The organism is Mycobacterium sp. M26 (genome assembly GCF_001494595.1).
GTDB lineage: Bacteria > Actinomycetota > Actinomycetes > Mycobacteriales > Mycobacteriaceae > Mycobacterium.
The window spans coordinates 501,965-524,668 of the sequence record NZ_LN929908.1 but is presented as its reverse complement, the minus strand read 5'-3'; the positions used below and the strand labels follow the sequence as shown (position 1 = coordinate 524,668).

General features: G+C 67.7%; 22 protein-coding genes, 1 tRNA gene and 1 pseudogene. 11 read left to right on the top strand and 13 right to left on the bottom strand.

Going from position 1 to position 22,704, the window contains the following annotated elements; translation table 11 throughout:
* Nucleotides 1–576: 576 nt before the first annotated feature.
* A complete protein-coding gene (locus BN3385_RS11995; RefSeq protein ID WP_197415198.1) occupies nt 577–1,323 on the top strand; it encodes a hypothetical protein in 747 nt (248 codons plus the stop codon).
* 196 nt (nt 1,324–1,519) lie between these two features.
* On the opposite strand, the gene BN3385_RS11990 is transcribed toward BN3385_RS11995, so the two are convergent.
* From BN3385_RS11990 to BN3385_RS11970, 5 genes and pseudogenes are all read right to left on the bottom strand, one after another.
* Nucleotides 1,520–1,592, bottom strand: a tRNA-Ala gene (locus tag BN3385_RS11990).
* A 52-nt stretch (nt 1,593–1,644) separates the two neighbouring features.
* On the bottom strand, nt 1,645–2,718 hold the full coding sequence (sepX, locus tag BN3385_RS11985) for a divisome protein SepX/GlpR (protein WP_059016990.1): 1,074 nt from the start codon (nt 2,716–2,718) through the stop codon (nt 1,645–1,647).
* Nucleotides 2,719–2,863: 145 nt separating this feature from the next.
* A complete protein-coding gene (locus BN3385_RS11980) occupies nt 2,864–3,517 on the bottom strand; it encodes a GNAT family N-acetyltransferase (protein ID WP_059016989.1) in 654 nt (217 codons plus the stop codon).
* A 5-nt stretch (nt 3,518–3,522) separates the two neighbouring features.
* A complete protein-coding gene (glp, locus tag BN3385_RS11975) occupies nt 3,523–4,770 on the bottom strand; it encodes a molybdotransferase-like divisome protein Glp (protein ID WP_059016988.1) in 1,248 nt (415 codons plus the stop codon).
* A gap of 49 nt (nt 4,771–4,819) precedes the next feature.
* Nucleotides 4,820–5,834, bottom strand: a pseudogene (locus tag BN3385_RS11970) (UTP--glucose-1-phosphate uridylyltransferase).
* 62 nt (nt 5,835–5,896) lie between these two features.
* Between BN3385_RS11970 and BN3385_RS11965 the strand changes: the two are divergent.
* From BN3385_RS11965 to BN3385_RS11955, 3 genes are all read left to right on the top strand, one after another.
* Nucleotides 5,897–6,490 (top strand): 5-formyltetrahydrofolate cyclo-ligase, encoded by a 594-nt coding sequence (locus tag BN3385_RS11965; protein WP_197415291.1) that lies wholly within the window; start codon nt 5,897–5,899, stop codon nt 6,488–6,490.
* 172 nt (nt 6,491–6,662) lie between these two features.
* A complete protein-coding gene (locus tag BN3385_RS11960) occupies nt 6,663–6,983 on the top strand; it encodes an FmdB family zinc ribbon protein (protein WP_059016987.1) in 321 nt (106 codons plus the stop codon).
* 62 nt (nt 6,984–7,045) lie between these two features.
* Nucleotides 7,046–7,699, top strand: coding sequence for an SAF domain-containing protein (locus BN3385_RS11955; protein WP_059016986.1), 654 nt, complete (start codon nt 7,046–7,048; stop codon nt 7,697–7,699).
* A gap of 1 nt (nt 7,700) precedes the next feature.
* Here BN3385_RS11955 and BN3385_RS27600 read toward each other — a convergent pair whose 3' ends face one another.
* Nucleotides 7,701–7,913 carry a hypothetical protein gene (locus BN3385_RS27600; protein WP_082690434.1) on the bottom strand — a complete coding sequence of 71 codons (213 nt, stop codon included), beginning with the start codon at nt 7,911–7,913 and terminating at the stop codon, nt 7,701–7,703.
* 105 nt (nt 7,914–8,018) lie between these two features.
* On the opposite strand from BN3385_RS27600, the gene mscL reads away from it, so the two are divergent.
* A complete protein-coding gene (gene mscL, locus BN3385_RS11950) occupies nt 8,019–8,474 on the top strand; it encodes a large-conductance mechanosensitive channel protein MscL (protein ID WP_059016985.1) in 456 nt (151 codons plus the stop codon).
* A gap of 68 nt (nt 8,475–8,542) precedes the next feature.
* Here the strand turns inward: mscL and mspA are convergent, their stop codons facing one another.
* The 7 genes from mspA to rpmF all read right to left on the bottom strand — a co-directional run bounded on the left by mspA (nt 8,543) and on the right by rpmF (nt 14,462).
* Nucleotides 8,543–9,181 carry a porin MspA gene (gene mspA, locus BN3385_RS11945; RefSeq protein WP_059016984.1) on the bottom strand — a complete coding sequence of 213 codons (639 nt, stop codon included), beginning with the start codon at nt 9,179–9,181 and terminating at the stop codon, nt 8,543–8,545.
* 377 nt (nt 9,182–9,558) lie between these two features.
* On the bottom strand, nt 9,559–9,714 hold the full coding sequence (locus BN3385_RS28590; protein ID WP_197415197.1) for a hypothetical protein: 156 nt from the start codon (nt 9,712–9,714) through the stop codon (nt 9,559–9,561).
* A gap of 148 nt (nt 9,715–9,862) precedes the next feature.
* Nucleotides 9,863–10,390 (bottom strand): MogA/MoaB family molybdenum cofactor biosynthesis protein, encoded by a 528-nt coding sequence (locus BN3385_RS11940; protein ID WP_059021842.1) that lies wholly within the window; start codon nt 10,388–10,390, stop codon nt 9,863–9,865.
* A 50-nt stretch (nt 10,391–10,440) separates the two neighbouring features.
* Complete coding sequence (locus tag BN3385_RS11935) at nt 10,441–11,916, bottom strand: S1C family serine protease (protein ID WP_059016983.1); 1,476 nt, start codon at nt 11,914–11,916, stop codon at nt 10,441–10,443.
* A gap of 62 nt (nt 11,917–11,978) precedes the next feature.
* Complete coding sequence (locus BN3385_RS11930; RefSeq protein WP_059016982.1) at nt 11,979–13,520, bottom strand: HAMP domain-containing sensor histidine kinase; 1,542 nt, start codon at nt 13,518–13,520, stop codon at nt 11,979–11,981.
* Nucleotides 13,520–14,206: a response regulator transcription factor gene (locus tag BN3385_RS11925; protein WP_059021840.1), complete on the bottom strand. Its 687-nt coding sequence runs from the start codon at nt 14,204–14,206 to the stop codon at nt 13,520–13,522. Before BN3385_RS11925 ends, BN3385_RS11930 begins: the two co-directional genes overlap by 1 nt.
* 82 nt (nt 14,207–14,288) lie before the next feature.
* A complete protein-coding gene (gene rpmF / locus BN3385_RS11920) occupies nt 14,289–14,462 on the bottom strand; it encodes a 50S ribosomal protein L32 (RefSeq protein ID WP_059021838.1) in 174 nt (57 codons plus the stop codon).
* 213 nt (nt 14,463–14,675) lie between these two features.
* On the opposite strand from rpmF, the gene BN3385_RS11915 reads away from it, so the two are divergent.
* From BN3385_RS11915 to BN3385_RS11890, 6 genes are all read left to right on the top strand, one after another.
* The gene (locus BN3385_RS11915) at nt 14,676–15,038 is read left to right on the top strand and encodes a hypothetical protein (RefSeq protein ID WP_059016981.1); all 363 of its coding nucleotides are present in this window, start codon (nt 14,676–14,678) and stop codon (nt 15,036–15,038) included.
* Nucleotides 15,039–15,115: 77 nt separating this feature from the next.
* Nucleotides 15,116–16,813 carry an acyclic terpene utilization AtuA family protein gene (locus BN3385_RS11910; protein ID WP_059016980.1) on the top strand — a complete coding sequence of 566 codons (1,698 nt, stop codon included), beginning with the start codon at nt 15,116–15,118 and terminating at the stop codon, nt 16,811–16,813.
* On the top strand, nt 16,810–17,958 hold the full coding sequence (locus BN3385_RS11905; protein ID WP_059016979.1) for an acyl-CoA dehydrogenase family protein: 1,149 nt from the start codon (nt 16,810–16,812) through the stop codon (nt 17,956–17,958). Before BN3385_RS11910 ends, BN3385_RS11905 begins: the two co-directional genes overlap by 4 nt.
* On the top strand, nt 17,955–19,550 hold the full coding sequence (locus BN3385_RS11900; RefSeq protein WP_059016978.1) for an acyl-CoA carboxylase subunit beta: 1,596 nt from the start codon (nt 17,955–17,957) through the stop codon (nt 19,548–19,550). The genes BN3385_RS11905 and BN3385_RS11900 overlap by 4 nt, the downstream gene beginning before the upstream one ends.
* 10 nt (nt 19,551–19,560) lie before the next feature.
* Entirely contained in the window at nt 19,561–21,540 is a 1,980-nt protein-coding gene (locus tag BN3385_RS11895) for an ATP-binding protein (RefSeq protein ID WP_059016977.1), read from the top strand.
* Nucleotides 21,537–22,703 (top strand): acyl-CoA dehydrogenase family protein, encoded by a 1,167-nt coding sequence (locus tag BN3385_RS11890; RefSeq protein ID WP_059016976.1) that lies wholly within the window; start codon nt 21,537–21,539, stop codon nt 22,701–22,703. The genes BN3385_RS11895 and BN3385_RS11890 overlap by 4 nt, the downstream gene beginning before the upstream one ends.
* The last annotated feature ends 1 nt before the right edge of the window (nt 22,704 follow it).

The following is a 22,704-nucleotide window of genomic DNA, read 5'->3' as shown; positions in this document are numbered from 1 at the left end:
CGATTGGCCGGGGTGATGTTGTGCATCTCGAGCGCTTTGTGGGGCCGTGCGCCTAGACCGCGGCGCAGAACCCGCCTGCGGGCTTCTGGTCGGTGAACGTCAGCGCACCCTGCTTGGATCCCCGGCGGCCGAAGCGTTAGGCGACGACCCAGCTGAGGCTTCCGTACGGAAAATGGTGGCCGTGGAACCGTACCGTAGCGCAGATGTGATTGCGCTGATGCTTGGACGTTCTGTTGTCCCTGCCCAAACAAATTGGGCCTGAGGGGAGATCTATCGAACCCTGGTGTTGCTGAACGGATATGGCGCTTGGCCAGTTCAAGACGACAATCGCGAATCGCACGGACACGCAATCGCGAACGGTAATCGTCATTATCTATAGAAGAAGGGCCGCATCAGTGGGTAGCCTTTGCTACGCGACGAATCGATCCGTTCGTCTCCGGCCCATCGGGGATCGCAACCGAAGGGAGCGCAGTGGAAGAGATTCCTGAACGACTTCCGCCAACCCCGAGGGTCACGAAGATGCTGTACCTCGCGTCGGGTAACCGGTGCGCCTACCCAAATTGCGAAGCACTTCTGATGGGTCCCGATGGCGTGCTACATGGCGAGATCGCCCACATAGAAGGCGCATTGCCCGACTCGTGCCGATTTAACGTGAGCATGACAAACGAAGAACGTCGCGCCTACGACAATCTCCTCATCATGTGCGAGAACCACCACACCACCATCGATGACCCCGACGTCGGCGAGAAAATATGGCCGGTCGACCGGCTGCAGAGACTCAAGAAGGACCACGAGGCGATCTACACCTCAGTTCCCGACCAATTGCGCCGCCAAGTTGGCGATATAAGCGAGGGCGTTACGTACACGCCCGCCAACAACGGCCTTGTCGTCCTTGAGCCTCTCGGCCTTGGAGAGGACGAACAGGCTGAGTCTTGCGAACAGATTAATCAGTTTGCTGAGCGGTTGACCCGCGTTCCGGAGGACGCTCGATCTCTCTTGGCAGTCATTGTCGATCGCGGTGATGAAGTACCGGCCAATTGGGCTCCTTGGGAGCCAGAGTTCAGCGTCCCGGCCGAGGCGTTGCACAGCTACGTTGACTGCGGGCCACGCGAGTTGCGGCGACATATAGAAGTCTTGGAGCACTGCTCTCTGATGAGATTCGAGGATCACGTGTTCGACGGACCGCCGGTGTACGTGGTCGGAAACTGCCTGCCTGGCTCGGGATGGCAGCTCCTACAGGACATTCGGCGCGCGGTGGATGGCGATCGCGCAACCCTGCGACGTATCTTTTGCCATTTGGACTTCACCGCACTCGATACGTGAGCGTCCGGTGAGACCAGGCGGCGGCATAGCGTCAAACCCGCGCCTGCGGCGACGGGCGACGGCACACCAGGACCGCAGTGGTAACGACGCGCATCTGCGGCCGCCGCCAACACGTCTCAGCGCCGACGCCAGAGCGATCTCACAGTCGCCGAAGCTGGCCAACGGGTTCGATCTTCGAACCTTAGGTCTCGAAAAGTGGAGCTAAGGGGAATCGAACCCCTGACCTACTCGATGCGAACGAGTCGCGCTACCAACTGCGCCATAGCCCCTTGATCGCTAGCAGGCTACCAGCCGAACGCCTGCTGACTGAAACCGCCCGCGTTACTGCCCGGCCGCCCGCGGCAGGTCGTAATGCCGGGCGAAGGGCACCTCGTCGAGGTGCTCGAAGATCGGGTCCTCGTCGTCGATGTCCAGGACGGCCGCACCCGGCCGACGCAGCCGCGACGGCACCACATCGAACTCGTGGTCCTCGGTGTTCTCCACCCCGAGCCGCGAGCGTGCCATGCGCTGCTGACGGCGACGCCGCACTTGCTCCTCGATCCGGGTCTGCCGGCGCAGGTACCCCAGGTACAGGATCGTCACCACCGCGGTGCTCGCGCAGGCCCACCACAGGTCGCGGCTCACGGTGAACGCCAGCACGGCGGTCAGGATCATCAGGGCCGACATCGCGGTCAGCACCCGCTTGCGGAACCGGTACTTGCGTGCCGTAACGGCCGCCGCGGTGCTGGACTCCAGCCGCCGCGATCGTCCCGCCCGCGGGGTCACCGTGGTGGCCGGCTCGTCCTCGGCCTCCAAACCCGATGTGTCGTCGACGTATTCGTATTCGTCGGCGGTGCCGTCCTGCGGATCCTCGTCCTCGTCGGCGACGGCGTCGAACTCCTGGGTGGCATCCAGCTCGGCCACCGGCTCGGGCGTGGATTCGGGCTCGACCTCGGCGACGGGCTCTGCGACCGGCTCGGTGGCCTCGTCGAACAACGAGGGCTGGGCGGTCTCGGCCCGGCGGGTGCCACCGCCCACCGGCAGGGCACCGGAGTCCTCGTCGACGATATCGACGTCGAGGTAGTCCGGCTCGGGCCGAACCTCTTCGGTGACCGCCGCCATCACCACCATCGTGCGGGTGTGGACGGGCTCGGCGACGTCGTCGTCAGTCTCGTCGTACTCGTCGAATTCGTCGTCGTCGCGCTGCCAGTCGGGATCGTGGTGGTGACCGGCCGCCGGGCGGCCCTTGCGACGCAGCAGGCGGGACTTGTCCTCGCCGTTGAGCACACGGGTGGCCAGCGCAACATCGCTCGTCCGGCGCACGGTGTCCCGCTTGCTGATGAGCATGGGCACCAACACGAACAACCAGAGCACGACGAGTGAGATCCAGAGCAATGACTGGGGGATGCTGGGCATGGTGGCCTGCTCCTTTCCCGTCCAGGCTAGGTCCGTGACCTACGCAACCCGCGACGGCGCGCCGGATTCAATTACACACGTGTAATTAGGTCATGACAAGCACCAACAGCCACAAATGTCACATTAGTAACAGGCGACGTGGTCCTCAGCTCCAGCGGGCCAACCCCCGGTCGACCAGCCGGGCCGCCACCGAGCCCTCGACCTCCTCGACCGTCATCGCCACCAGCAGGTGATCGCGCCACGCCCCGTCCACGTCGAGGTAACGCCTCAGCAGGCCCTCCTCGCGAAAGCCGGCCTTGGCCAGCACGGCCCTGCTGGCGACGTTCTCCGGCCGCACGGTGGCCTCCACCCGGTGCAGCGTGACCGGCCCGAAGCAGTGGTCCAACCCCAGCGCCAGCGCACCGGTGGCGATCCCCCGGCCGGTGACGGCGCTGGACACCCAGTAGCCGATCCAGGCCGACCGCAAGGCGCCATGGGTCACGTTCCCGATCGTCAGCTGACCGCAGAAATGCCCGTCGAGTTCGATCACGTAGGGCAACATCCGCCCCTTGCGAGCCTCCGCCCGAAGCCCGGAGCACACCGGGGGCCACGACGAAACAGCATGGCGCACAGTCCAATCCACCTCCGCGGTGGGCTCCCATGGCTCGAGCTTGTACCGGTCGGCCAGCCTGATCCGGCTCCACTGGGCGGCGTCACGCATCCGCACCGGCCGCAGCCGGATCAGACCGGCCGGCACCCGCAGTGGACCGACGGGGGTGGGCCAGCCCGGATGCAGCGAGCTGCTGCGCCAAAGATTCACCGGGCTCAGCCGCGCTGAGCCAGGAAGGCGACGTCGACGAGTTCGCCGGTCCGCACCTGCTCCACCTCGGTGGGAACCACCACCAGGCAATTGGCCTCGGCCAGGGTGGCCAGTAGATGACTGGAGGCACCGGGCGCCCCACCGAGGGCCTGCACCAGATAGTCGCCGGTGTCCTGATCGCGCATCAGCTGCCCGCGCAGGAAGCCCTTGCGCCCGGCCACCGAGGTGATCGGCGACAACGCGCGCGCCTGCACGACACGCCGCATCGGCTGCCGCTTGCCCAGCGACAACCGGATCAGCGGTCGCACCATCACCTCGAACACCACCAGAGCACTGACCGGATTGGCCGGCAGCAGGAAGGTCGGCACGGCGTCGCGGCCCAGCTGCCCGAACCCCTGCACCGAGCCGGGGTGCATCGCGATGCGGCTGACTTCCATCTCGCCGAGCTGGGACAGCACCGTGCGGACACCCTCGGCTGCCGCACCGCCGACCGCACCGGCGATGACCACCACCTCAGCGCGGCTCAGCTGACCCTCCACCACCTCGCGCAGTTCCTTGGGTTCGGTGGTGACGATGCCGATCCGATTCACCTCGGCACCGGCGTCGCGGGCGGCCGCGGCCAGCGCGTAGGAGTTGACGTCGTAGACCTGGCCATTGCCCGGCGTCCGGCTGATGTCGACAAGTTCGCCGCCGACACTCATGATCGTGACGCGCGGCCGCGGATGCACCAGCACCCGTTCGCGGCCGACCGCGGCCAGCAGCCCGACCTGGGCCGCGCCGATGATCGCGCCGGCCCGCACCGCGACATCGCCGGGCTGCACGTCGTCACCGGTGTGCCGGACGTAAGCGCCCGACCGGACACCGCGCAGCACCCGGACCCGGGTCTGACCGCCGTCGGTCCAGCGCAGCGGCAGCACCGCGTCGGCCAGCGTGGGCATCGGTGCGCCGGTCTGGACCCGCGCGGCCTGCTTGGGCTGCAACCGGCTCGGGGTGCGGGTGCCCGCCTCGATGACACCCATGACGGGAAGGCTGATCTCCCCGCCCTGCTCGTCGTCATCACCGACGGCCAGCACGTCCACACTGCGCACGGCGTAGCCGTCGATGGCGGCCTGGTCGAAGCCCGGCAGCGGATGTTCGGTGATGACTTCCTCGGCGCACATCAAACCCTGCGCCTCGGCGATGGCGACCCGAACCGGGCGCGGCGCCACCGCGGCAGCTGCCACTTTGGCCTGCTGTTCTTCTACCGAACGCACAGCGCGCCTTTCTGCCTCGAGCCCCGGTCGCGCGGGCCCGCCGCAGCTCCTACTGTTCGGTCTTTTCGGTCAGGCCCAGTCGCGCGACCAACCATCGCCGCAAGTCCGGGCCATAGTCGTCACGATCCAACGCAAAGTCAACCGCAGCCTTGAGGTAGCCGCCGGGATTTCCCAAGTCGTGTCGAGACCCGCGATGGACCACCACGTGCACGGGATGGCCTTCTTTGATCAACAACTCGATGGCATCGGTGAGCTGAATCTCCCCGCCCACCCCACGCGGCACCCGCCGCAACGCATCGAAAATCGCCCGATCCAGCAGATACCGCCCGGCCGCGGCGAACAACGACGGCGCATCCTCGGCCTTGGGCTTCTCCACGCCGCAACGCATCGAAAATCGCCCGATCCAGCAGATACCGCCCGGCCGCGGCGAACAACGACGGCGCATCCTCGGCCTTGGGCTTCTCCACCATCCCCTTGACCCGCAACACATTCGGATTCGCCGCGTCGGGCACCTTCTCCACATCGAAGACGCCATAGGAGCTGACCTCGGCCGGGGAGACCTCGATCGCACACAACACCGTGCCACCCCGCTTGGCCCGCACCTTGGCCATCGTCTCGAGCACCCCGGTCGGCAACACCAGATCATCGGGCAACAACACCGACACCGCGTCCTCATCAGCCGAAAGCACCGGCTCCACACAGGAGACCGCGTGTCCCAGCCCCAGCGGTTCGTGCTGGATCACCGACTCGACCTTGATCAGAGCCGGCGCCCGGCGCACCTTCTCCAGCATCGCCTTCTTACCGCGGGCCTCCAGGGTGCCCTCCAGCACCAGGTCCTCGACGAAGTGCGCGACCACCCCGTCCTTACCCTCGGAGGTCACGATCACCAGCCGCTCGGCACCGGCCTCAGCAGCCTCCTCGGCCACCAACTCGATACCGGGGGTGTCGACCACCGGCAACAACTCCTTGGGCACCGTCTTGGTCGCCGGCAAAAACCGCGTCCCCAAACCCGCCGCAGGCACGATGGCCGTGCGCGGAATCGGGATCTCTGGCGGCGTCGTCATCGTTCACACCCTATCCGCACTTGCTGGTCCTTCCCTATGGCGCAATCGATGCGCCCGCTGACATGGTGGACGTCGTGCTCGCCGGAACGAAAGCTGAACACAGGGCCGCCTTGTTGGCCGCGCGCCGCGCCGTTGCCCCCGCGGTCCGCGAGGCGGAGGCGGCGGCCTTGTGCGAGCACCTCGCCGCCGTCGCCGGTCCCGGTGACACGGTGTGCGCGTACGTTCCGGTGGGCGCCGAGCCCGGGTCGGTGGACCTGGTGGACCGGCTGCGCGACCTCGGTGCGCGCGTCCTGCTCCCGGTGACCCGCCCAGGCGACCCGGACGCCCTGCTGTGGGGCGAGTACCAGCCCGGAGCCTTGGTGGCCGGGCGCTTCGGCCTGCTGGAGCCGGCCGGCACGAGTTTGGCGGCCACCGCGATCGCCGAGGCTCGGGTGGTCCTGGTGCCCGCGCTGGCGGTGGATCGCCGCGGGGTGCGGCTGGGCCGGGGCGGCGGGTACTACGACCGTTCGCTGCCGCTGCGCAGGCCGGACGCGCTCGTGGTGGCGGTGGTGCGCGACGAGGAGTTGGTGGCCGAACTGCCCCACGAACGCCACGACGTGCGGATGACGCACGCGCTGACTCCGCAGCGCGGTCTGGTCACCCTCGACAGGTCCTGACTCCACGCACATACGATGCACCGGCAGGCTCCCCCCTGAACCGCTTTCGTGGCATTTCACCACGTCCGCTCCCCCGTTCGTGGCGAGACGGGAATGATACCCACCACATAGCGGTTCTAGCACTTGGCACGGTAGAGTGCTAATAAGCTTTGGTTACTTTCCGGAGGTTCATGTGCCGACCTACAGCTATGCGTGCACCGAGTGCGACAACCGCTTCGATGCTGTGCAGGCCTTCACGGACGATGCGCTGACCACCTGCCCGCAGTGCTCCGGCCGGCTGCGCAAGCTGTTCAACTCCGTTGGCGTGGTCTTCAAGGGCAGCGGCTTCTACCGCACCGACAGCCGCGACTCCTCCTCGAAGAGCTCGGGCAAGTCCGAGTCGTCCTCGTCGTCGTCGAGCTCGGAGAAGTCCTCGAGCAGCAGTGACTCGTCGAGCTCGTCCTCGAGTTCCAGCTCCAGTTCGTCGGCCCCGGCCGCCGCCGCCTCCAGCTAGTTATCCACAGGCCGAACGTCCGGCCGACACCGAACGCAGCATCGGCCGCCTAGCGTGGCCGCATGGGCGAATCGCTCAATCCCACGCTGCTGAACCGTCTTTCGCGCACTCTGCGACCCGACTTCACCCGCACCGTACTGGCACGGCGCATCGCCGCGGCGGTGTTGGTGGTGCTGGCTGCCGTAGCGGCACTGCGGCCCGACCCCGGCGACGCCCGTACCGACGTCGTCGTCGCCGCCCATGACCTCAGCCCCGGGATAGCCCTGACCGCCGACGACGTCAAGATCGAAAGCCGTTCTGCAGCAACACTTCCCGATGGGACACAACATGATGCCGCCGACGTGGTCGGGGCGACGCTGGCCGGGCCGGCGCGCCGGGGCGAGATTCTCACCGACGTGCGGGTGCTGGGCTCCCGGCTGGCCGGACTGACGGCCGGGCCCGACGCCCGGGTGGTTCCCCTGCACCTGGCCGACGCCGCGGTGCTGGATCTCATCCGCCCCGGCGATGTGGTCGACGTGCTCGGTGCCGTCTCAGCCGAGCCGGATTCCGAGCCCCGGGTGGTCGCCGCGGGGGCCATCGTGGTGCTGGTGTCGCCCAGGCCGAAGGGGGTGGGGGCCGGAGACGACCGGGTGGTACTGGTGGCGCTGCCGGCTTCAGCGGCGACCGCACTGGCCGGTGCGACGCTGATACAGACCGTCACGCTGACGATCCATTAGGTCAGCTTGGCGGCGCGGGTACCGGGGTGGTGGTCGGTGCGGCCGGGTGGGCGATCGCCCCCATCACCATGTCGGTGAGCTCATCGGTACTGGACGTGGCGGGCGGTCCCGGCGCCGGCGTGGGGGTGGGAGCCGCCTGTGCGGCGCCAGCGAGCCCGAGCACGACGGCGGCCGAACCCACGATCAGCCCGGCCTGACGGGACCATCTGCGCATGGAAAACCTTCCGCTGAACTCGACTCTTGGTCTGCTCCGGCCAAGCTAACAGGTACTACCCTTCGAGGTCTCTGCGAAATCTCGCCACCAGAAAGGGCAACGCTCGTGTTGAAGGGCTTCAAGGAGTTTCTCTCCCGCGGCAACATCGTGGACCTGTCGGTCGCGGTGGTCATCGGTACCGCGTTCACCGCGCTGGTCACCAAGTTCACCGACAGCATCCTGCAGCCGCTGATCAATCGCATCGGGGCGGACAAGAACACCGAGTACGGCATCCTGCAGATCGACATCGGCGGGGGCCAGACCATCGACCTCAACGTGGTGCTGTCGGCGTTCATCAACTTCATCCTGGTCGCGGCCGTCGTGTACTTCCTCGTCGTGGTGCCCTACAACCGGCTGCGCAAGAAGGGCGAGGTCGAGCAGGCCGATGACACCGAGCTGAGCCTGCTGACCGAGATCCGCGATCTGCTCGCCGACGCCAACGGCGCCACCAAGAAGGTCACCGGCCCCGGCACCGGCCCGAGCCCGGACACCGCCAAGCACACCAGCGCCGACCGCGACTGACCCGTCGTAAAACAACACAATGGCCCCCGGCTCGCGCCGGGGGCCATTGTGTTGACGTGCTCAGGGAGTCAGTTCATGTTCCAGGGTTCGCCGTAGGTGGTGACGCTGTCACCGGCCTTGGAGATCAGGCGGGCGAACGGACGCAGCAGCACACCGCCGGCCGCACCGGTCACGGTGCCGTGGGCGTTGGCCACGGCCACCGAGCCGTTGGGGCCTTCGACGTCCACCGAGAAGGTGGCGACTTCCTGGATACCGGGGCCGTTGCCCAGGTCAGCGCTGATCGACACACCCGGGAACAGGTTCGGGGTGATGACCGAGCCCAGCGGGTTGAAACCCGTCGGGGAGATGTCGGCGTCATCGAGCAGGATGTTCGGGGTGGTGTAGCTGAAGTTGATACCCACGCCCAGCGACCACGGGAAGCCGACCTGGTAGCCCAGCTCCAAGGTGCCCGCGAACTCGTCGGCACCGGGGCCCACGACGCTGTAGACAGCCTTGCCGGAGTGGAACCACTCACGGGTCAGCCGGTTGCGGTCCAGGGGGAACACGCCGTCCAGGAAGGTGTCCCACTGCTGAATCGTCAGGGTCCGGCCACCGCCGTCCACCAGACTCAGCTGATTGTCCAAACCTGCGTGAGAGGTACCTGTCCCGACGAACATCGCCGCGACGGCGGCGACGAGGGCCACCAGTACCCGACCGATTACCTTCATGTTCTCCCTAGCTCTGTCGTCGATGACCCCGGAGAAGGATCACCGAATGTGTGTTCCGTGCTCGGGGTCCCAACATGCTGACACCGGACACTGCGTGGAGCAGATCAAATGAGAGTCCTCACACTCTGCTCTTACGCTTTGCTCATCGTTGACACGAGGAACATAACGGCACGGCATCGAGGCGGCAACGCATGGGAGCAGGGTGCGCCAAAGCTCACCGCGCAGGACAAAGTTTGCTGGACCCTGCCGAGGGGGCTGTCGGAATCCGCAGCACCACTCACCCGCTGACGTCGCCGGTATGCCGGTCCGGCGAGCGCGGGGTGTAGCCACCCGACTCACAGGCCGCGATCAGGTCGCGCGTCACCACCAACAAGACATCAATGATGGTGCGGCGGAACGTTATCCCGCAGCCACTCATCACGGTTCGAGTCTTCGCGCCGATCGTTCGGATCCCGTTCGTCGGAAGACTCCTGAGGAAGTTCGGTACCGAAGATCTTGTTAACTGTGTTGCGGTCGAGACGCTTGTCGTCCATCACATGCCCCCAAAATTGTGATAAAGATCACAATCGGCCCATTTGCGCAGTTCACAGACCTGTAACACAAGAGCTCCCAGCGGATTGGAACAACCTTAAGAAACGGTACGCCGAACGTGCGGCGACCGCGGAATGACCGGAAAGCGGGTCAGATCTCCAAGCTGGACAGTTGGCCGATGACGTGAGCGGCCAGCGGGTTGAGCGTCGCCATGCCGTCTCGCACGGCATACCGCGACCCGGCGATGTTCACCACCAGGGTGCTGCCGGAGATGCCGGCCAGGCCACGGGACAGGCCCGCGTCGGTGATCCCCGCGGACAGGCCCGAGGCACGCAGCGCCTCGGCGATGCCGAGCAGTTCACGGTCCAGGATCGTGCGGGTGGCCTCCGGCGTGACGTCCCGGGGAGTCACCCCGGTGCCGCCGACCGAGACGACGAGGTCCACACCGCCGATGACTGCGGTGTTCAGCGCATTGCGGATCTCGACCTCATCGGCCGCGACCACCACGACGCCGTCCACCACGAAACCCGCCTCAGCGAGCAGCTCGGTGACCAACGGTCCGCTGTGGTCCTCCTCGTCGCCGTGCGCGGTGCGGTCGTCGACCACGACGACGAGGGCACGGCCCACCAGCTCCCCTGGCTGTTCCATGGAACTCACCGTATATCCGGCGGCCGACATCGCGGCAGCCGCATCGGTCAGCGTCACCGGAATTTCACCCACGACGCGAATCACTGTGTCGCCTTGCCGAGGGTGACCTGCACGGTCTTGTCCCCGCCCGAGGGCGCGGTGTAGGTCAGCGTCACCTTGTCGCCGGGCGCCCGCGACCGCACAGCGGCCACCAGTGCGTCGGCGCTGCCGATGACACGGTCGTCGACCTTGGTGACGACCACCCCGCTGGGCAGCCCGGCGGTATCGGCCGCACCACCCTTGGTGACGTCGACGATCTTGGCTCCGTGCGTCGTGGCGTCGTTGCTGACCTGAACCCCCAGCGAGGCGTGGGAGGCCTTACCGGTGCTGATCAATTCATCGGCAATGCGCTTGGCCTGGTCCACCGGAATGGCGAAGCCGAGCCCGATCGACCCGCTCTGGGCATCTGGCGAGTCACCGCCGATGGTGGCGATCGCGGAGTTCACACCCACGAGTTCGCCGGCCATGTTCACCAGCGCGCCACCGGAGTTACCCGGGTTGATCGCGGCGTCCGTCTGGATGGCATCGAGCACCGTGTTCTGGTTGCGGACGTCTCCACCGGTGGCCACCGGGCGGTTGAGCGCGCTCACGATACCCGTGGTGACGGTGCCTTCCAGGCCCAGCGGCGACCCGACGGCCACCACGTCCTGGCCGACCCGCAGATTGGCCGAGGAGCCCAGGGTGATCGGAGTCAGGCCGGAGACGCCCTGGACCCGCACGACGGCGATGTCACTGGCGGGATCGGTGCCCACCACGGTGAACGGGGCGGTGCGCCCGTCGGCGAACGTGACGGTGGTGGTCGGGGCCCCGCCGGAGGCAGCACCGCCGGGACCACCGGGTCCGCCCGGTCCGCCGGGCCCACCCGGTCCACCGGGCAGACCGGGCTCGCCGGGAGCCCCCGGGGCGCCGGGCAGGCCCGGGATGATCGGGGGTGCCGCGGGTGCGCCGCCCTGGCCCTTGTCCGCTGCGGCGGCCACGACGTGGTTGTTGGTCAGGATCAGACCGTCGGAGGACAGGATGATCCCCGAGCCCTCCTCGGACTGGCGGCCGAATTCGGTCTCCAGCTTGACCACGCTGGGCACCACCTTGGCCGCGACCTGCTCGACGGACCCGGCGGGCAGATTGGCCGCGGGCACGTTGGCCGGGCCGCCGGGACCCGCGCTGGTGATGCTGGTGACGGGCTGGTGGTCCGGATGGGCCAGCAACACCACCGCGCCGCCGATGCCGGCGGACACCACGGCGATGGCCAGGGCACCCGCCGTCAGTGCGCCCGCCCGCGACTTCTGCCGCGGCAGCGGCGGCGGCAGCACCGGACCGCCAGCCGGATTACCTTGGCGCGCAGCGGCATACGGGTCGTAGGGCTGGCGGTACTGTGGCTGCTGCTGGGTTGCATAGCGCCAGTCGTAGGGCTGCTGATAACCGGCCTGGGGTGTCTGGGAATACCCAGGGGCCGCATGCGGATTCGGCGTCGTGTGGCCGGGCTGCTGCTGCGGCGTGTACCTCTGGTGGTCGGTCATGGTGTCAGGTCGCTCTTTCTCTTCACGAGACGCACTAAACGTTGATCTCAGCTTGCCTTGTACTACTGAGAATCGACTGAGATAACACTCGGCACGGCCGAGGGTTTTTCGGCGGATAAGCCCAAGTCCCCGTTTGATTTCGGAATCTGGGAAGTGATTTCGCTCTCAGCAGAACCCGGGTACGCCGACACCGCGATCGGCCGGCCCGGCAGCAACACGAAGAACGATGTCCCCGGCGGCTGCCCGCCGGGGACGGTGTCGGCGATCCGGATCATGCCGCCGTGCTTGACCACGACTTGTTTCACGATCGCCAGCCCGAGGCCCGAACCGGGCATCGCCCGTGCCGAGGCCGAGCGGTAGAACCGCTCGAACACCAGACCCCGCTCCTGGGGCGGGATTCCGGGGCCCTGATCGGAGACGACGAGTTCAGCATGCGCGGCGTCGACCTGACGCAGCCGCACCCCGACGTGCCCGCCCGACGGGCTCCACTTGGCGGCGTTGTCGAGCAGGTTGAGCACGGCACGGGACAGTCCGGCGACATCGCCGAAGACCTGCCAGCCGATCACGTCGACGTCGAACTGGACGTCGTTGCGGCGCCGGCGTGCCCGCTCCAGGCTGCGGTCGATGACCTCGCTCATGTCGATGGCCTCGTGGACCACACCGCCGGCATCGTCGCGGGTCAGATCCACCAGATCGCCTACCAGAGTGGACAATTCCTCGATCTGGGCAATGACGTCGGTACGCAGATCCGCCATCTCGTTGTCCGGCAGCTGCGGAGCGCCCGGTGTCGAGGACGCGATCAGGAGCTCGACGTTGGTACGCAGTGAGGTCAGTGGGGTCCGGAGCTCGTGGCCGGCGTCGGCGACCAGCCGGGCCTGACGCTCCCGGGATTCGGCCAGCGCGCGCAGCATCGTGTTGAACGTTTCGGTGAGCCGGGCCAGCTCGTCGCTGCCGAACACCGGGATCGGACGCAGGTCGTCGGTACGGGCCACCCGCTCGGCGGCCTCGGTCAGCCGCCCGACGGGTCGCAAGCCGGTCCGCGCCACCGTGCCACCGGCAATCGCGGCGACCACCACACCGATCCCGCCGACAGCGAGCAGCACCCATTTCAGTTTGGTCATCACCGCGTTGGTGGGTGCCAGGCTCTTGGAGATCAGCAGCGAGCTGCCGTTGGGCAGGTGGACCGCGAGCACCCGCTGGTTGGACACTGTGCGACGGGACATGAACAGCTCACCGCGGATGACCGCCTTCTCCGGCTGCCCGACCGGCAGCGTCTGGCCCTGCTGATTGGCGGTGTAGATCGATCGGCCAGGATTCACCAGCATCGCGTTGACGTCAGAGTAGGCGGTGCCCTCGATGGCCTTGCCGGGGTCGGCGGCCAGCGAACCACTGGCGATCAGCAGCTGGGCGCGGCTCTGCAACTGGTTGTCGATATCGGTGTAGAGCGCGGCTGAGACCACCGCATAGACCGCGACTGCCATCAAGACCACGACCATGGCCACCATCGACATGGCCAGCAACATCACCCGCCATCGCAGCGACAGCGATGTCGATGGTTCTTCGGGCGCCCGCGCCTGCCGCGAGCGCCGCCACAGCGGCGACATCAGGGCGGTGTCTCACGCAGCACGTAACCCACACCTCGCACGGTGTGGATCAGCCGCGGTTCTCCTTCTGCTTCGGTCTTTCGGCGCAGATAGCCGACGTACACCTCAAGCGCATTGCCCGAGGTCGGGAAGTCGAAACCCCACACCTCTTCCAAGATACGGCTGCGGGTGAGCACCCTGCGAGGGTTGGCGATGAGCATCTCCAGCAGCGCGAACTCCGTGCGGGTCAGGCTGATGGCGCGCTTGCCGCGGTGCACCTCGCGGGTGACCGGGTCCAGCGTCAGGTCGGAGAAGGTCATCACCGCCGTGTCGGACTGATCCTCCGGCGTGGTGCGACGCAGCAGCGCCCGCATCCGGGCCAGCAGCTCTTCGAGCGCGAACGGCTTGGGCAGGTAATCGTCGGCACCGGCATCCAGGCCGGCCACCCGCTCGGACACCGAGTCGCGGGCTGTCAGCACCAGGATGGGCAGATCGTCGCCCGTGCTGCGCAGCTGGCGGCATACCTCGAGGCCGTCCAGGCGGGGCATCATCACGTCGAGGACGACGGCATCGGGGCGCTCGTTGGCGATCGCGTCGAGCGCCTCGACCCCGTCCTGGGCCAGATCCACGGAGTAACCGTTGAAGGACAGGGACCGGCGCAACGATTCGCGCACGGCACGATCGTCGTCAACGACAAGAATTCGCACGGCCACCAGTGTCAACCCAACGACTGAGATTGGGCTGAGAGGCACGCCGTGCTAGCAGGCAATTCGCTGCTGGCGAACGGTGTCAGCGCTTGTCGAGATCGATGAGGCCAAGGCGCGCTGCCTTGAGCAGCCGACGCGGGACCTTGTGCTGACGGCCTGCGACCGACACGGTGACCAAGCCGGTGGCTTCGGTCTTCCACTGCGAGCGCCGACTGCGGGTGTTCGAGCGCGACATTCTGCGCTTGGGCACAGCCATGACGTACATCTCCTTGATCAGGGGTGTCGCCGCGCAAGGACATGGGTGCCGGCGGCCAACAGTTGCGTTTCAGGATAGCCGCTCACCTGGGTGGGGTCCAAAACGAGTTGCCGGCAACCCGGCGAAACCGCCCATACCAGGGCCCGCCTGCGATTTACCATGTCGCGCACAGGGGGTTTCCAGCAAGTTCCCAGACGATCACAAGGAAACAACATGAAACTCCTGGCAGCGGCAACCCTGTTGGCTCTGGTCCTCGTCGGCTGTGGCGGCGGGACCAAGTCCGAGACCTCCTCGTCAGCCTCCTCCTCCGCCGCGGAGTCCTCGGCAGCCTCGGAGACCTCGTCGGCCAGCGCGACGGCCACCGGCTGTACCGCCAGCGGTCTGGACGCCATGACCGCGCTCTCGGACTTCGAACTCCAGATGGGCGATGCCCAGAAGGCCGGAAAGATCACCGTCGACCAGCTCACCGCCGCCCGCGACAAGCTGTTCACCGAGACCCAGGCCGCCGCCGACCAGAAGGACTGGGCGGCCTACTGCAAGGCCATCGACGATATGCGGGCCGAACTCGGATTGTGATCGCCGCCACCCCTTGACGGGCCGCCAGCGGCGGCAAGTAACCTACCGGTTGGTTGGGCCGTCAAGGGAGACAGCGCGTGGTGGATGCGGTACGGATCGGCAATTGCTCCGGTTTCTACGGTGACCGCATCGCCGCCATGCACGAGATGCTCACCGGCGGCGAGCTCGACTACCTCACCGGGGACTACCTGGCCGAGCTGACCATGCTCATCCTGGGCCGGGACAAGATGAAGAACCCGGACCGCGGTTACGCCAAGACCTTCCTGACCCAGCTCGAGCAGTGCCTGGGCCTCGCGCACGACCGCGGGGTCCGGATCGTTGCCAACGCCGGCGGCCTCAACCCCGCCGGGCTGGCCACCGCGGTGCGCACGCTGGCCGACCGGCTCGGCATCCCGGTCACGGTCGCCCACGTGGAAGGTGACGACCTGCTGCCCCGGGCGGCGGAACTCGCTTTGGGGACGCCGCTGACGGCCAACGCCTATCTGGGCGGGTGGGGCATCGCTGACTGCCTCGACGCCGGGGCCGACATCGTCATCACCGGCCGGGTCACCGACGCCTCGGTGGTGGTCGGACCCGCCGCGGCGCACTTCGGCTGGGCACGCGACGACTACGACCGGCTGGCCGGTGCGGTGGTGGCCGGCCATGTCATCGAGTGCGGCACCCAGGCCACCGGCGGGAACTACGCCTTCTTCACCGAGATTGCCGACCTCGGGCACCCCGGCTTCCCGCTGGCCGAGGTGTACCAGGACGGTTCCTCGGTGATCACCAAGCAACCCGGCACCGGTGGGCAGGTCAGCATCGGCACGGTGACCGCCCAGCTGCTCTACGAGATCGGCGGGCCGCGCTACGCCAATCCCGACGTGACCGCCCGCTTCGACACCATCAGCCTGAGCGACGACGGTCCCGACCGGGTGCGTATCAGCGGGGTGCGCGGTGAGCCGCCACCGCCGTCGATGAAGGTGTCGCTCAACAGCATCGGCGGATTCCGCAACTCGGTGACCTTCATCCTCACCGGCCTGGACATCGAGGACAAAGCCGCGCTGGTGCGCGGCCAGTTGGAGACCGCGCTCACCGTGGCACCGGCCGAGATGGTGTGGACGCTGGCCCGCACTGACCATCCCGACGCCGACACCGAGGAGACCGCGAGCGCGCTGTTGACCTGCGTGGTACGCGACCCCGATCCGAACACGGTCGGCCGCCGATTCTCTTCGGCCGCAGTCGAACTCGCGCTGGCCAGCTATCCGGGCTTCACCTCCACCGCGCCGCCCGGCGACGGCCAGGTGTACGGGGTGTTCACCGCCGGATACGTCCCGGCCGGTGAGGTCGAGCAGGTGGCCTTCCACCCCGACGGCCACCGCACCGTCATTGCGGCGGCCGCGCAGACCCTCGAGGTCGCCGAGGTGCCCGCACCGTCGCTGCCGGAACCCCTGGCGCCAAGTCCGACCCGGCGGGTTCCACTCGGCACGATCGCCGGGGCGCGCAGCGGCGACAAGGGCGGCGCCGCCAACATCGGTGTGTGGGTGCGCACCGAGGCGCAGTGGCGCTGGCTCGCACACGCCCTGACCGAAGACGCGCTGCGTGAATTATTGCCTGAGACAAAGGATTTACCGATCACCCGCCATCTGCTGCCAGAGCTGCGGGCGGTGAACTTCGTGATCGACGGCATCCTTGGCAAGGGTGTCGCCTACAACGCCCGCTTCGACCCACAGGCCAAGGGTCTCGGCGAGTGGCTGCGCAGCCGCCATCTCGAGATCCCGGAGGAGATTCTGCCGTGAGCATCTGGACTACCCCAGAGCGCCAACAGCTGCGCAAGACGGTGCGCAGCTTCGCCGAGCGCGAGATCCTGCCGCACGCCGACGAGTGGGAGCGTGCCGGCGAACTCCCCCGCGATCTGCACCGGCGCGCTGCCGAGACCGGACTGCTGGGCGCCGAACTCCCGGAGGCAGTCGGCGGTGGCGGCGGTGACTCCGTCGACTCGGTGATCGTCTGTGAGGAGCTGCACCAATCCGGAGTTCCCGGTGGGGTTTTCGCCTCGCTGTTCACCTGCGGGATCGCCGTGCCCCATATGGCCGCCTCCGGTGATGAGTACCTGATCGAGAAGTTCGTCCGGCCCACGCTGGCCGGTGAGCTGATCGGGTCGCTGGCCATCACCGAACCGGGCGGCGGCTCGGATGTCGGGCATCTGCGTACCAGCGCGGTGCGTGACGGCGACCATTACGTGGTCAACGGCGCCAAGACCTACATCACCTCCGGGGTGCGGGCCGATTTCGTCGTCACCGCGGTACGCACCGGTGGCCCCGGCGCCGCCGGGGTGTCGCTGCTGGTGGTGGAGAAGGGCAGCCCCGGCTTCGAGGTGTCGCGCAAGCTGGACAAGATGGGCTGGCGGTCTTCTGACACCGCTGAGTTGTCCTACACCGATGTGCGGGTACCGGTGCAGAATCTGGTCGGCCCCGAGAACTCCGGCTTCATCCAGATCGCCGGAGCGTTCGTGTCCGAGCGCATCGGGCTTGCCGCGCAAGCGTATTCGTCGGCTCAGCGCTGCCTGGACCTGACCGTGCAGTGGTGCCGGGACCGCGAGACGTTCGGCAGGCCATTGATCTCGCGACAGGCGGTGCAGAACACGCTGACCGAGATGGCTCGCCGGATCGACGTGGCCCGGGTGTACTCGCGCCACGTCGTGGAACGCCAACTCGCGGGCGAGACGAACCTGATCGCCGAGGTGTGCTTCGCCAAGAACACCGCGGTCGAGGCCGGCGAGTGGGTGGCCCACCAGGCGGTCCAGCTGTTCGGGGGGATGGGGTACATGACCGAATCCGAGGTCGAACGCCAATACCGCGATATGCGGATCATCGGCATCGGCGGCGGCACCACCGAGATTCTCACCGGCCTGGCCGCCAAGACGTTGGGATACCAGTCATGACCGCCTTGCGCAGCCTCGTCGACCCGACCGCACCCGCGTTCACCGAGGCGGCCGAGGTGATGTCGGCCAAGCTCGCCGAGATCAACGGCGAACTGGCCAAGGCGCTCGGCGGTGGCGGGCCCAAGTACGTGCAACGCCATCACGACCGCGGCAAGCTGACCGCCCGCGAACGAATCGAGCTTCTGGTGGACGCCGACGCCCCGTTCCTGGAGCTGTGCCCACTTGCCGCCTACGGCACCGACTTTCAGGTCGGCGGAAGTGTGGTGACCGGCATCGGAGTGGTCGAGGGTGTCGAGTGCGCGCTGGTGGCCAACGACCCGACGGTCAAGGGCGGCACCAGCAACCCGTGGACCTTGAAGAAGATCCTGCGTACCCATCAGATCGCACTGGAGAATCGGCTGCCGCTGATCTGCCTGGTCGAATCCGGCGGCGCCGACCTGCCCACCCAGAAGGACATCTTCATCCCGGGTGGCCGGATGTTCCGCGATCTCACCCGGCTGTCGGCGGCCGGTATCCCGACCGTCGCCCTGGTATTCGGCAACTCCACCGCCGGTGGGGCGTACGTGCCGGGCATGTCCGATCACGTGGTGATGATCAAGGAACGGTCCAAGGTGTTCCTGGCCGGTCCTCCCCTGGTCAAGATGGCCACCGGTGAGGAGTCCGACGACGAGTCGCTGGGCGGAGCCGAAATGCACGCCCGGGTTTCGGGTTTGGCCGACTACTTCGCCGTCGACGAACTCGACGCGATCCGCATCGGGCGGCGCATCGTCGCGCGGTTGAACTGGGTCAAACAGGGCCCCGCGCCCAAACCGGTGGTGGCACCGCTGGCCGACCCGGACGAACTGCTGGGCATCGTGTCGGCCGACCTGCGCATCCCGTTCGACCCGCGGGAGATCATCGCGCGCATTGTCGACGGCTCCGATTTCGACGAGTTCAAACCGATGTACGGGTCCTCGCTCGTCACGGGATGGGCCACCCTGCACGGCTATCCGCTGGGCATCCTGGCCAACGCCCGCGGCGTGCTGTTCAGCCAGGAATCCCAGAAGGCCACCCAGTTCATCCAGCTCGCGAACCGGTCCAACACGCCACTGTTGTTCCTGCACAACACCACCGGCTACATGGTCGGCAAGGCCTACGAGGAAGGCGGCATGGTCAAGCACGGCTCGATGATGATCAATGCCGTGTCCAACTCGACGGTGCCGCACATCTCGCTACTGATCGGCGCCTCGTACGGAGCGGGCCACTACGGGATGTGCGGGCGCGCCTACGACCCGCGCTTCCTGTTCGCCTGGCCCAGCGCCAAGTCGGCGGTGATGGGTGGCACGCAGCTGGCCGGTGTGCTGTCGATCGTCAACCGGGCCGCCACCGAGGCACGCGGCGGGACGGTCGACGAGGACGCCGATGCGGCACTGCGGGCCGCCGTCGAGGCCCAGATCGAGGCCGAGTCGCTGCCCATGTTCCTGTCCGGCCGGCTCTACGACGACGGGGTCATCGATCCGCGGGACACCCGCACCGTGCTGGGAATCTGCCTGTCCGCCATTGCCAATGGCCCGATCGAGGGGACGTCGAACTTCGGCGTCTTCCGGATGTGAGAGATCAGCGATGATCACACGAGTGCTGGTGGCCAACCGCGGCGAGATCGCCCGGCGGGTGTTCGCCACCTGTCGTCGGCTCGGGATCGCCACCGTGGCGGTCTACACCGACCCCGATGCGCAGTCCCCGCACGTCGCCGAGGCCGACACCCGGGTGCGGCTCGACGGCGTGTCGGGCTACCTGGATCCGGCTCAGCTGATCGCCGCCGCCACCGCATCGGGTGCGGACGCGGTGCATCCGGGATACGGATTCCTCTCGGAGAACGCCGAATTCGCCGCTGCGGTCATCGCGGCGGGGTTGACCTGGATCGGGCCGCCGGTGGCGGCAGTGCAGGCCATGGGCTCCAAGATCGAGGCCAAGAAGATGATGGCGGCCGCCGGCGTACCGGTATTGGCCGAACTCGATCCTGACACCGTCACCGAGGCCCAGCTGCCCGTCCTGGTCAAAGCCTCCGCCGGCGGCGGCGGTCGCGGGATGCGGGTGGTCACCCAGCTCGCCGATCTGCCCGGCCAGGTCGCCGCGGCCCAGCGGGAAGCCCAGTCCGCCTTCGGTGATCCCACGGTGTTCTGCGAGCGCTACCTGCCCACCGGCCACCACGTCGAGGTGCAGGTGATGGCCGACCGGCACGGCACCGTGTGGACGGTCGGCGAGCGTGAGTGCTCGATACAGCGCCGTCACCAGAAGATCATCGAAGAGGCGCCCTCACCCCTGGTCGAGCGCATCCCGGGAATGCGGGACCGGCTCTTCGACGCGGCCCGGCTGGCGGCAGGCGCGATCGGCTACACCGGCGCGGGCACCGTCGAGTTCCTGGCCGACGATGACGGCGAGTTCTACTTCCTGGAGATGAACACCCGGCTGCAGGTGGAACATCCGGTCACCGAGCTCACCACCGGAACCGACCTGGTGGAGTTACAGCTGCTGACCGCCGACGGTGAGCCGCTGCCCGCCGAACCGCCTGCGGCCCGCGGGCATTCGATCGAAGCTCGGATCTACGCCGAGGACCCGGCCCGCAACTGGCAGCCGCAGGCCGGCCCCATCCACCGCTTCGAGGTGCCCGGTGTGGCCACCCGGTTCGGCGGGATCCATGGCACCGGGGTCCGGCTGGACTCCGGCGTGGCGGACGGCACAACCGTGTCCATCCACTACGACCCCATGCTGGCCAAGGTCATCTCCTACGCCCCGACCCGGGCCCGGGCGGCGCAGGTCCTGGCCGGCGCGCTCGCCCGCACCCAGCTGCACGGGGTGCGAACGAATCGCGACCTGTTGGTGAACGTACTGCGGCACAGGGCTTTTCTCGCCGGTGCCACCGATACGGCGTTCTTCGACACCCACGGCCTGGATGACCTGGCCAGCCCGCTGGCCGATCAGCGTGCCGTGCGGTGGTCGGCGGTGGCCGCCGCCCTGGCCGAGGCCGCACACAACCGCACCACCGCGCAGGTACTCGCCGACATCCCCACCGGGTGGCGCAATCTGGTCTCAGGTGACCAGCACAAGAGCTACCGCGATACCGGCGGCGACGAGCATCGGGTCACCTACCGCTTCACCCGCGACGGTGTGCTGCTGCCGGACGACGAGGGGGTGCGCGTGCTCTCGGCCACCCCGAAGGAGGTCGTGCTGGCCGATACCCACGGCGTGGCAACCCCATTCACGGTCAGCAGGTACGGCACCGACGTGTTCGTCGACTCCCCACTGGGTGGCGCCACATTCACGGCGGTGCCCCGCTTCCCCGAGCCCGGCTCCGTCGTCGCGAAGGGCTCGCTGCTGGCCCCGATGCCCGGTTCGGTGATCCGGCTCGGCGCCAGCCTCGGCGACACCGTGACCCTCGGCCAGCCGCTGGTATGGCTGGAGGCAATGAAGATGGAGCACACGATCACCGCCCCGTCCGACGGCGTGGTCACCCAACTCGATGTCAGCGTCGGCCAGCAGGTCGACGTGGGAACTGTTCTGGCCCGGGTAGAAAGCCCGGCCGCCGACGAAGGAGAAGCATGACCGACACCAGCTTCATCGAAAGCGAAGAGCGCCAGGCACTGCGTAAGGCCGTCGCCGCGCTGGGCGCCAACTACGGCCCCGACTACTACCTGGAGCGTGCCCGCGCCGGCGGCCACACCGACGAATTATGGCGGGATGCAGGCCAACTCGGCTTCATCGGGGTGAACCTGCCCGAGGAGTACGGCGGCGGGGGCGCCGGGATGTACGAGCTGTCGCTGGTGATGGAGGAGCTGTCCGCCGCCGGCTGCCCGCTGTTGATGATGGTGGTTTCCCCCGCCATCAACGGCACCATCATCGCCAAGTTCGGCACCGATGAGCAGAAGAAGCGCTGGGTGCCCGGTATCGCCGACGGCTCGATCACCATGGCCTTCGCCATCACCGAACCCGACGCCGGCTCCAACTCGCATCGAATCACCACCACTGCCCGTCGCGACGGCAGCGACTGGATCCTGTCCGGCCAAAAGGTGTGGATCTCCGGAGTCGACCAGGCCCAGGCGCTGCTCGTCGTCGGCCGCACGGAAGAGGCGAAGACCGGCAATCTGCGCCCCGCGCTGTTCGTCGTCCCGACCGACACCCCCGGTCTGAGCTACACCAAGATCCCGATGGAACTGGTCATGCCGGAGAGCCAGTTCCAGGTGTTCCTCGACGAGGTGCGGCTGCCGGCCGACGCGCTGGTCGGATCCGAGGACGCCGCGATCGCGCAGCTGTTCGCGGGCCTGAACCCGGAGCGCATCATGGGCGCGGCCAGCGCGGTGGGGATGGGCCGGCTGGCGCTGACCAAGGCCACCGATTACGTCAAGACCCGGCAGGTGTGGAAGACCCCGATCGGCGCGCACCAGGGCATCGCACATCCGTTGGCGCAGTCCCACATCGAGCTCGAACTGGCCAAGCTGATGATGCAGAAGGCCGCGACGCTGTACGACGCGGGCGACGACGCCGGTGCCGCCGAGGCGGCCAACATGGCCAAGTACGCCGCGGGCGAGGCGTCCACCCGCGCCGTCGATCAGGCCGTGCAGTCCCACGGCGGCAACGGATTGAGCCAGGAGTACGGCATCGCCGCGATGCTCACCGCGTCCCGGCTCTCGCGCATCGCCCCGGTCAGCCGCGAAATGATCCTCAACTTCGTCGCGCAGACTTCACTGGGCCTGCCGCGGTCGTACTGAC

What these genes read in the sequence shown, in the direction of transcription:
- sepX (WP_059016990.1), bottom strand. Translation starts at nt 2,718, where the DNA reads ATGCCCAGCATCCCCCAGTCATTGCTCTGGATCTCACTCGTCGTGCTC.
- BN3385_RS11915 (WP_059016981.1), top strand. Translation starts at nt 14,676, where the DNA reads ATGAAACTCCTGGCAGCGGCAACCCTGTTGGCTCTGGTCCTCGTCGGC.
- rpmF (WP_059021838.1), bottom strand. Translation starts at nt 14,462, where the DNA reads ATGGCTGTGCCCAAGCGCAGAATGTCGCGCTCGAACACCCGCAGTCGG.
- BN3385_RS27600 (WP_082690434.1), bottom strand. Translation starts at nt 7,913, where the DNA reads ATGCGCAGATGGTCCCGTCAGGCCGGGCTGATCGTGGGTTCGGCCGCC.
- BN3385_RS11900 (WP_059016978.1), top strand. Translation starts at nt 17,955, where the DNA reads ATGACCGCCTTGCGCAGCCTCGTCGACCCGACCGCACCCGCGTTCACC.
- BN3385_RS11965 (WP_197415291.1), top strand. Translation starts at nt 5,897, where the DNA reads ATGGTGGACGTCGTGCTCGCCGGAACGAAAGCTGAACACAGGGCCGCC.
- BN3385_RS11890 (WP_059016976.1), top strand. Translation starts at nt 21,537, where the DNA reads ATGACCGACACCAGCTTCATCGAAAGCGAAGAGCGCCAGGCACTGCGT.
- mspA (WP_059016984.1), bottom strand. Translation starts at nt 9,181, where the DNA reads ATGAAGGTAATCGGTCGGGTACTGGTGGCCCTCGTCGCCGCCGTCGCG.
- BN3385_RS11940 (WP_059021842.1), bottom strand. Translation starts at nt 10,390, where the DNA reads ATGTCGGCCGCCGGATATACGGTGAGTTCCATGGAACAGCCAGGGGAG.
- BN3385_RS11895 (WP_059016977.1), top strand. Translation starts at nt 19,561, where the DNA reads ATGATCACACGAGTGCTGGTGGCCAACCGCGGCGAGATCGCCCGGCGG.
- BN3385_RS11995 (WP_197415198.1), top strand. Translation starts at nt 577, where the DNA reads ATGGGTCCCGATGGCGTGCTACATGGCGAGATCGCCCACATAGAAGGC.
- BN3385_RS28590 (WP_197415197.1), bottom strand. Translation starts at nt 9,714, where the DNA reads ATGGACGACAAGCGTCTCGACCGCAACACAGTTAACAAGATCTTCGGT.
- BN3385_RS11955 (WP_059016986.1), top strand. Translation starts at nt 7,046, where the DNA reads ATGGGCGAATCGCTCAATCCCACGCTGCTGAACCGTCTTTCGCGCACT.
- BN3385_RS11930 (WP_059016982.1), bottom strand. Translation starts at nt 13,520, where the DNA reads ATGTCGCCGCTGTGGCGGCGCTCGCGGCAGGCGCGGGCGCCCGAAGAA.
- BN3385_RS11935 (WP_059016983.1), bottom strand. Translation starts at nt 11,916, where the DNA reads ATGACCGACCACCAGAGGTACACGCCGCAGCAGCAGCCCGGCCACACG.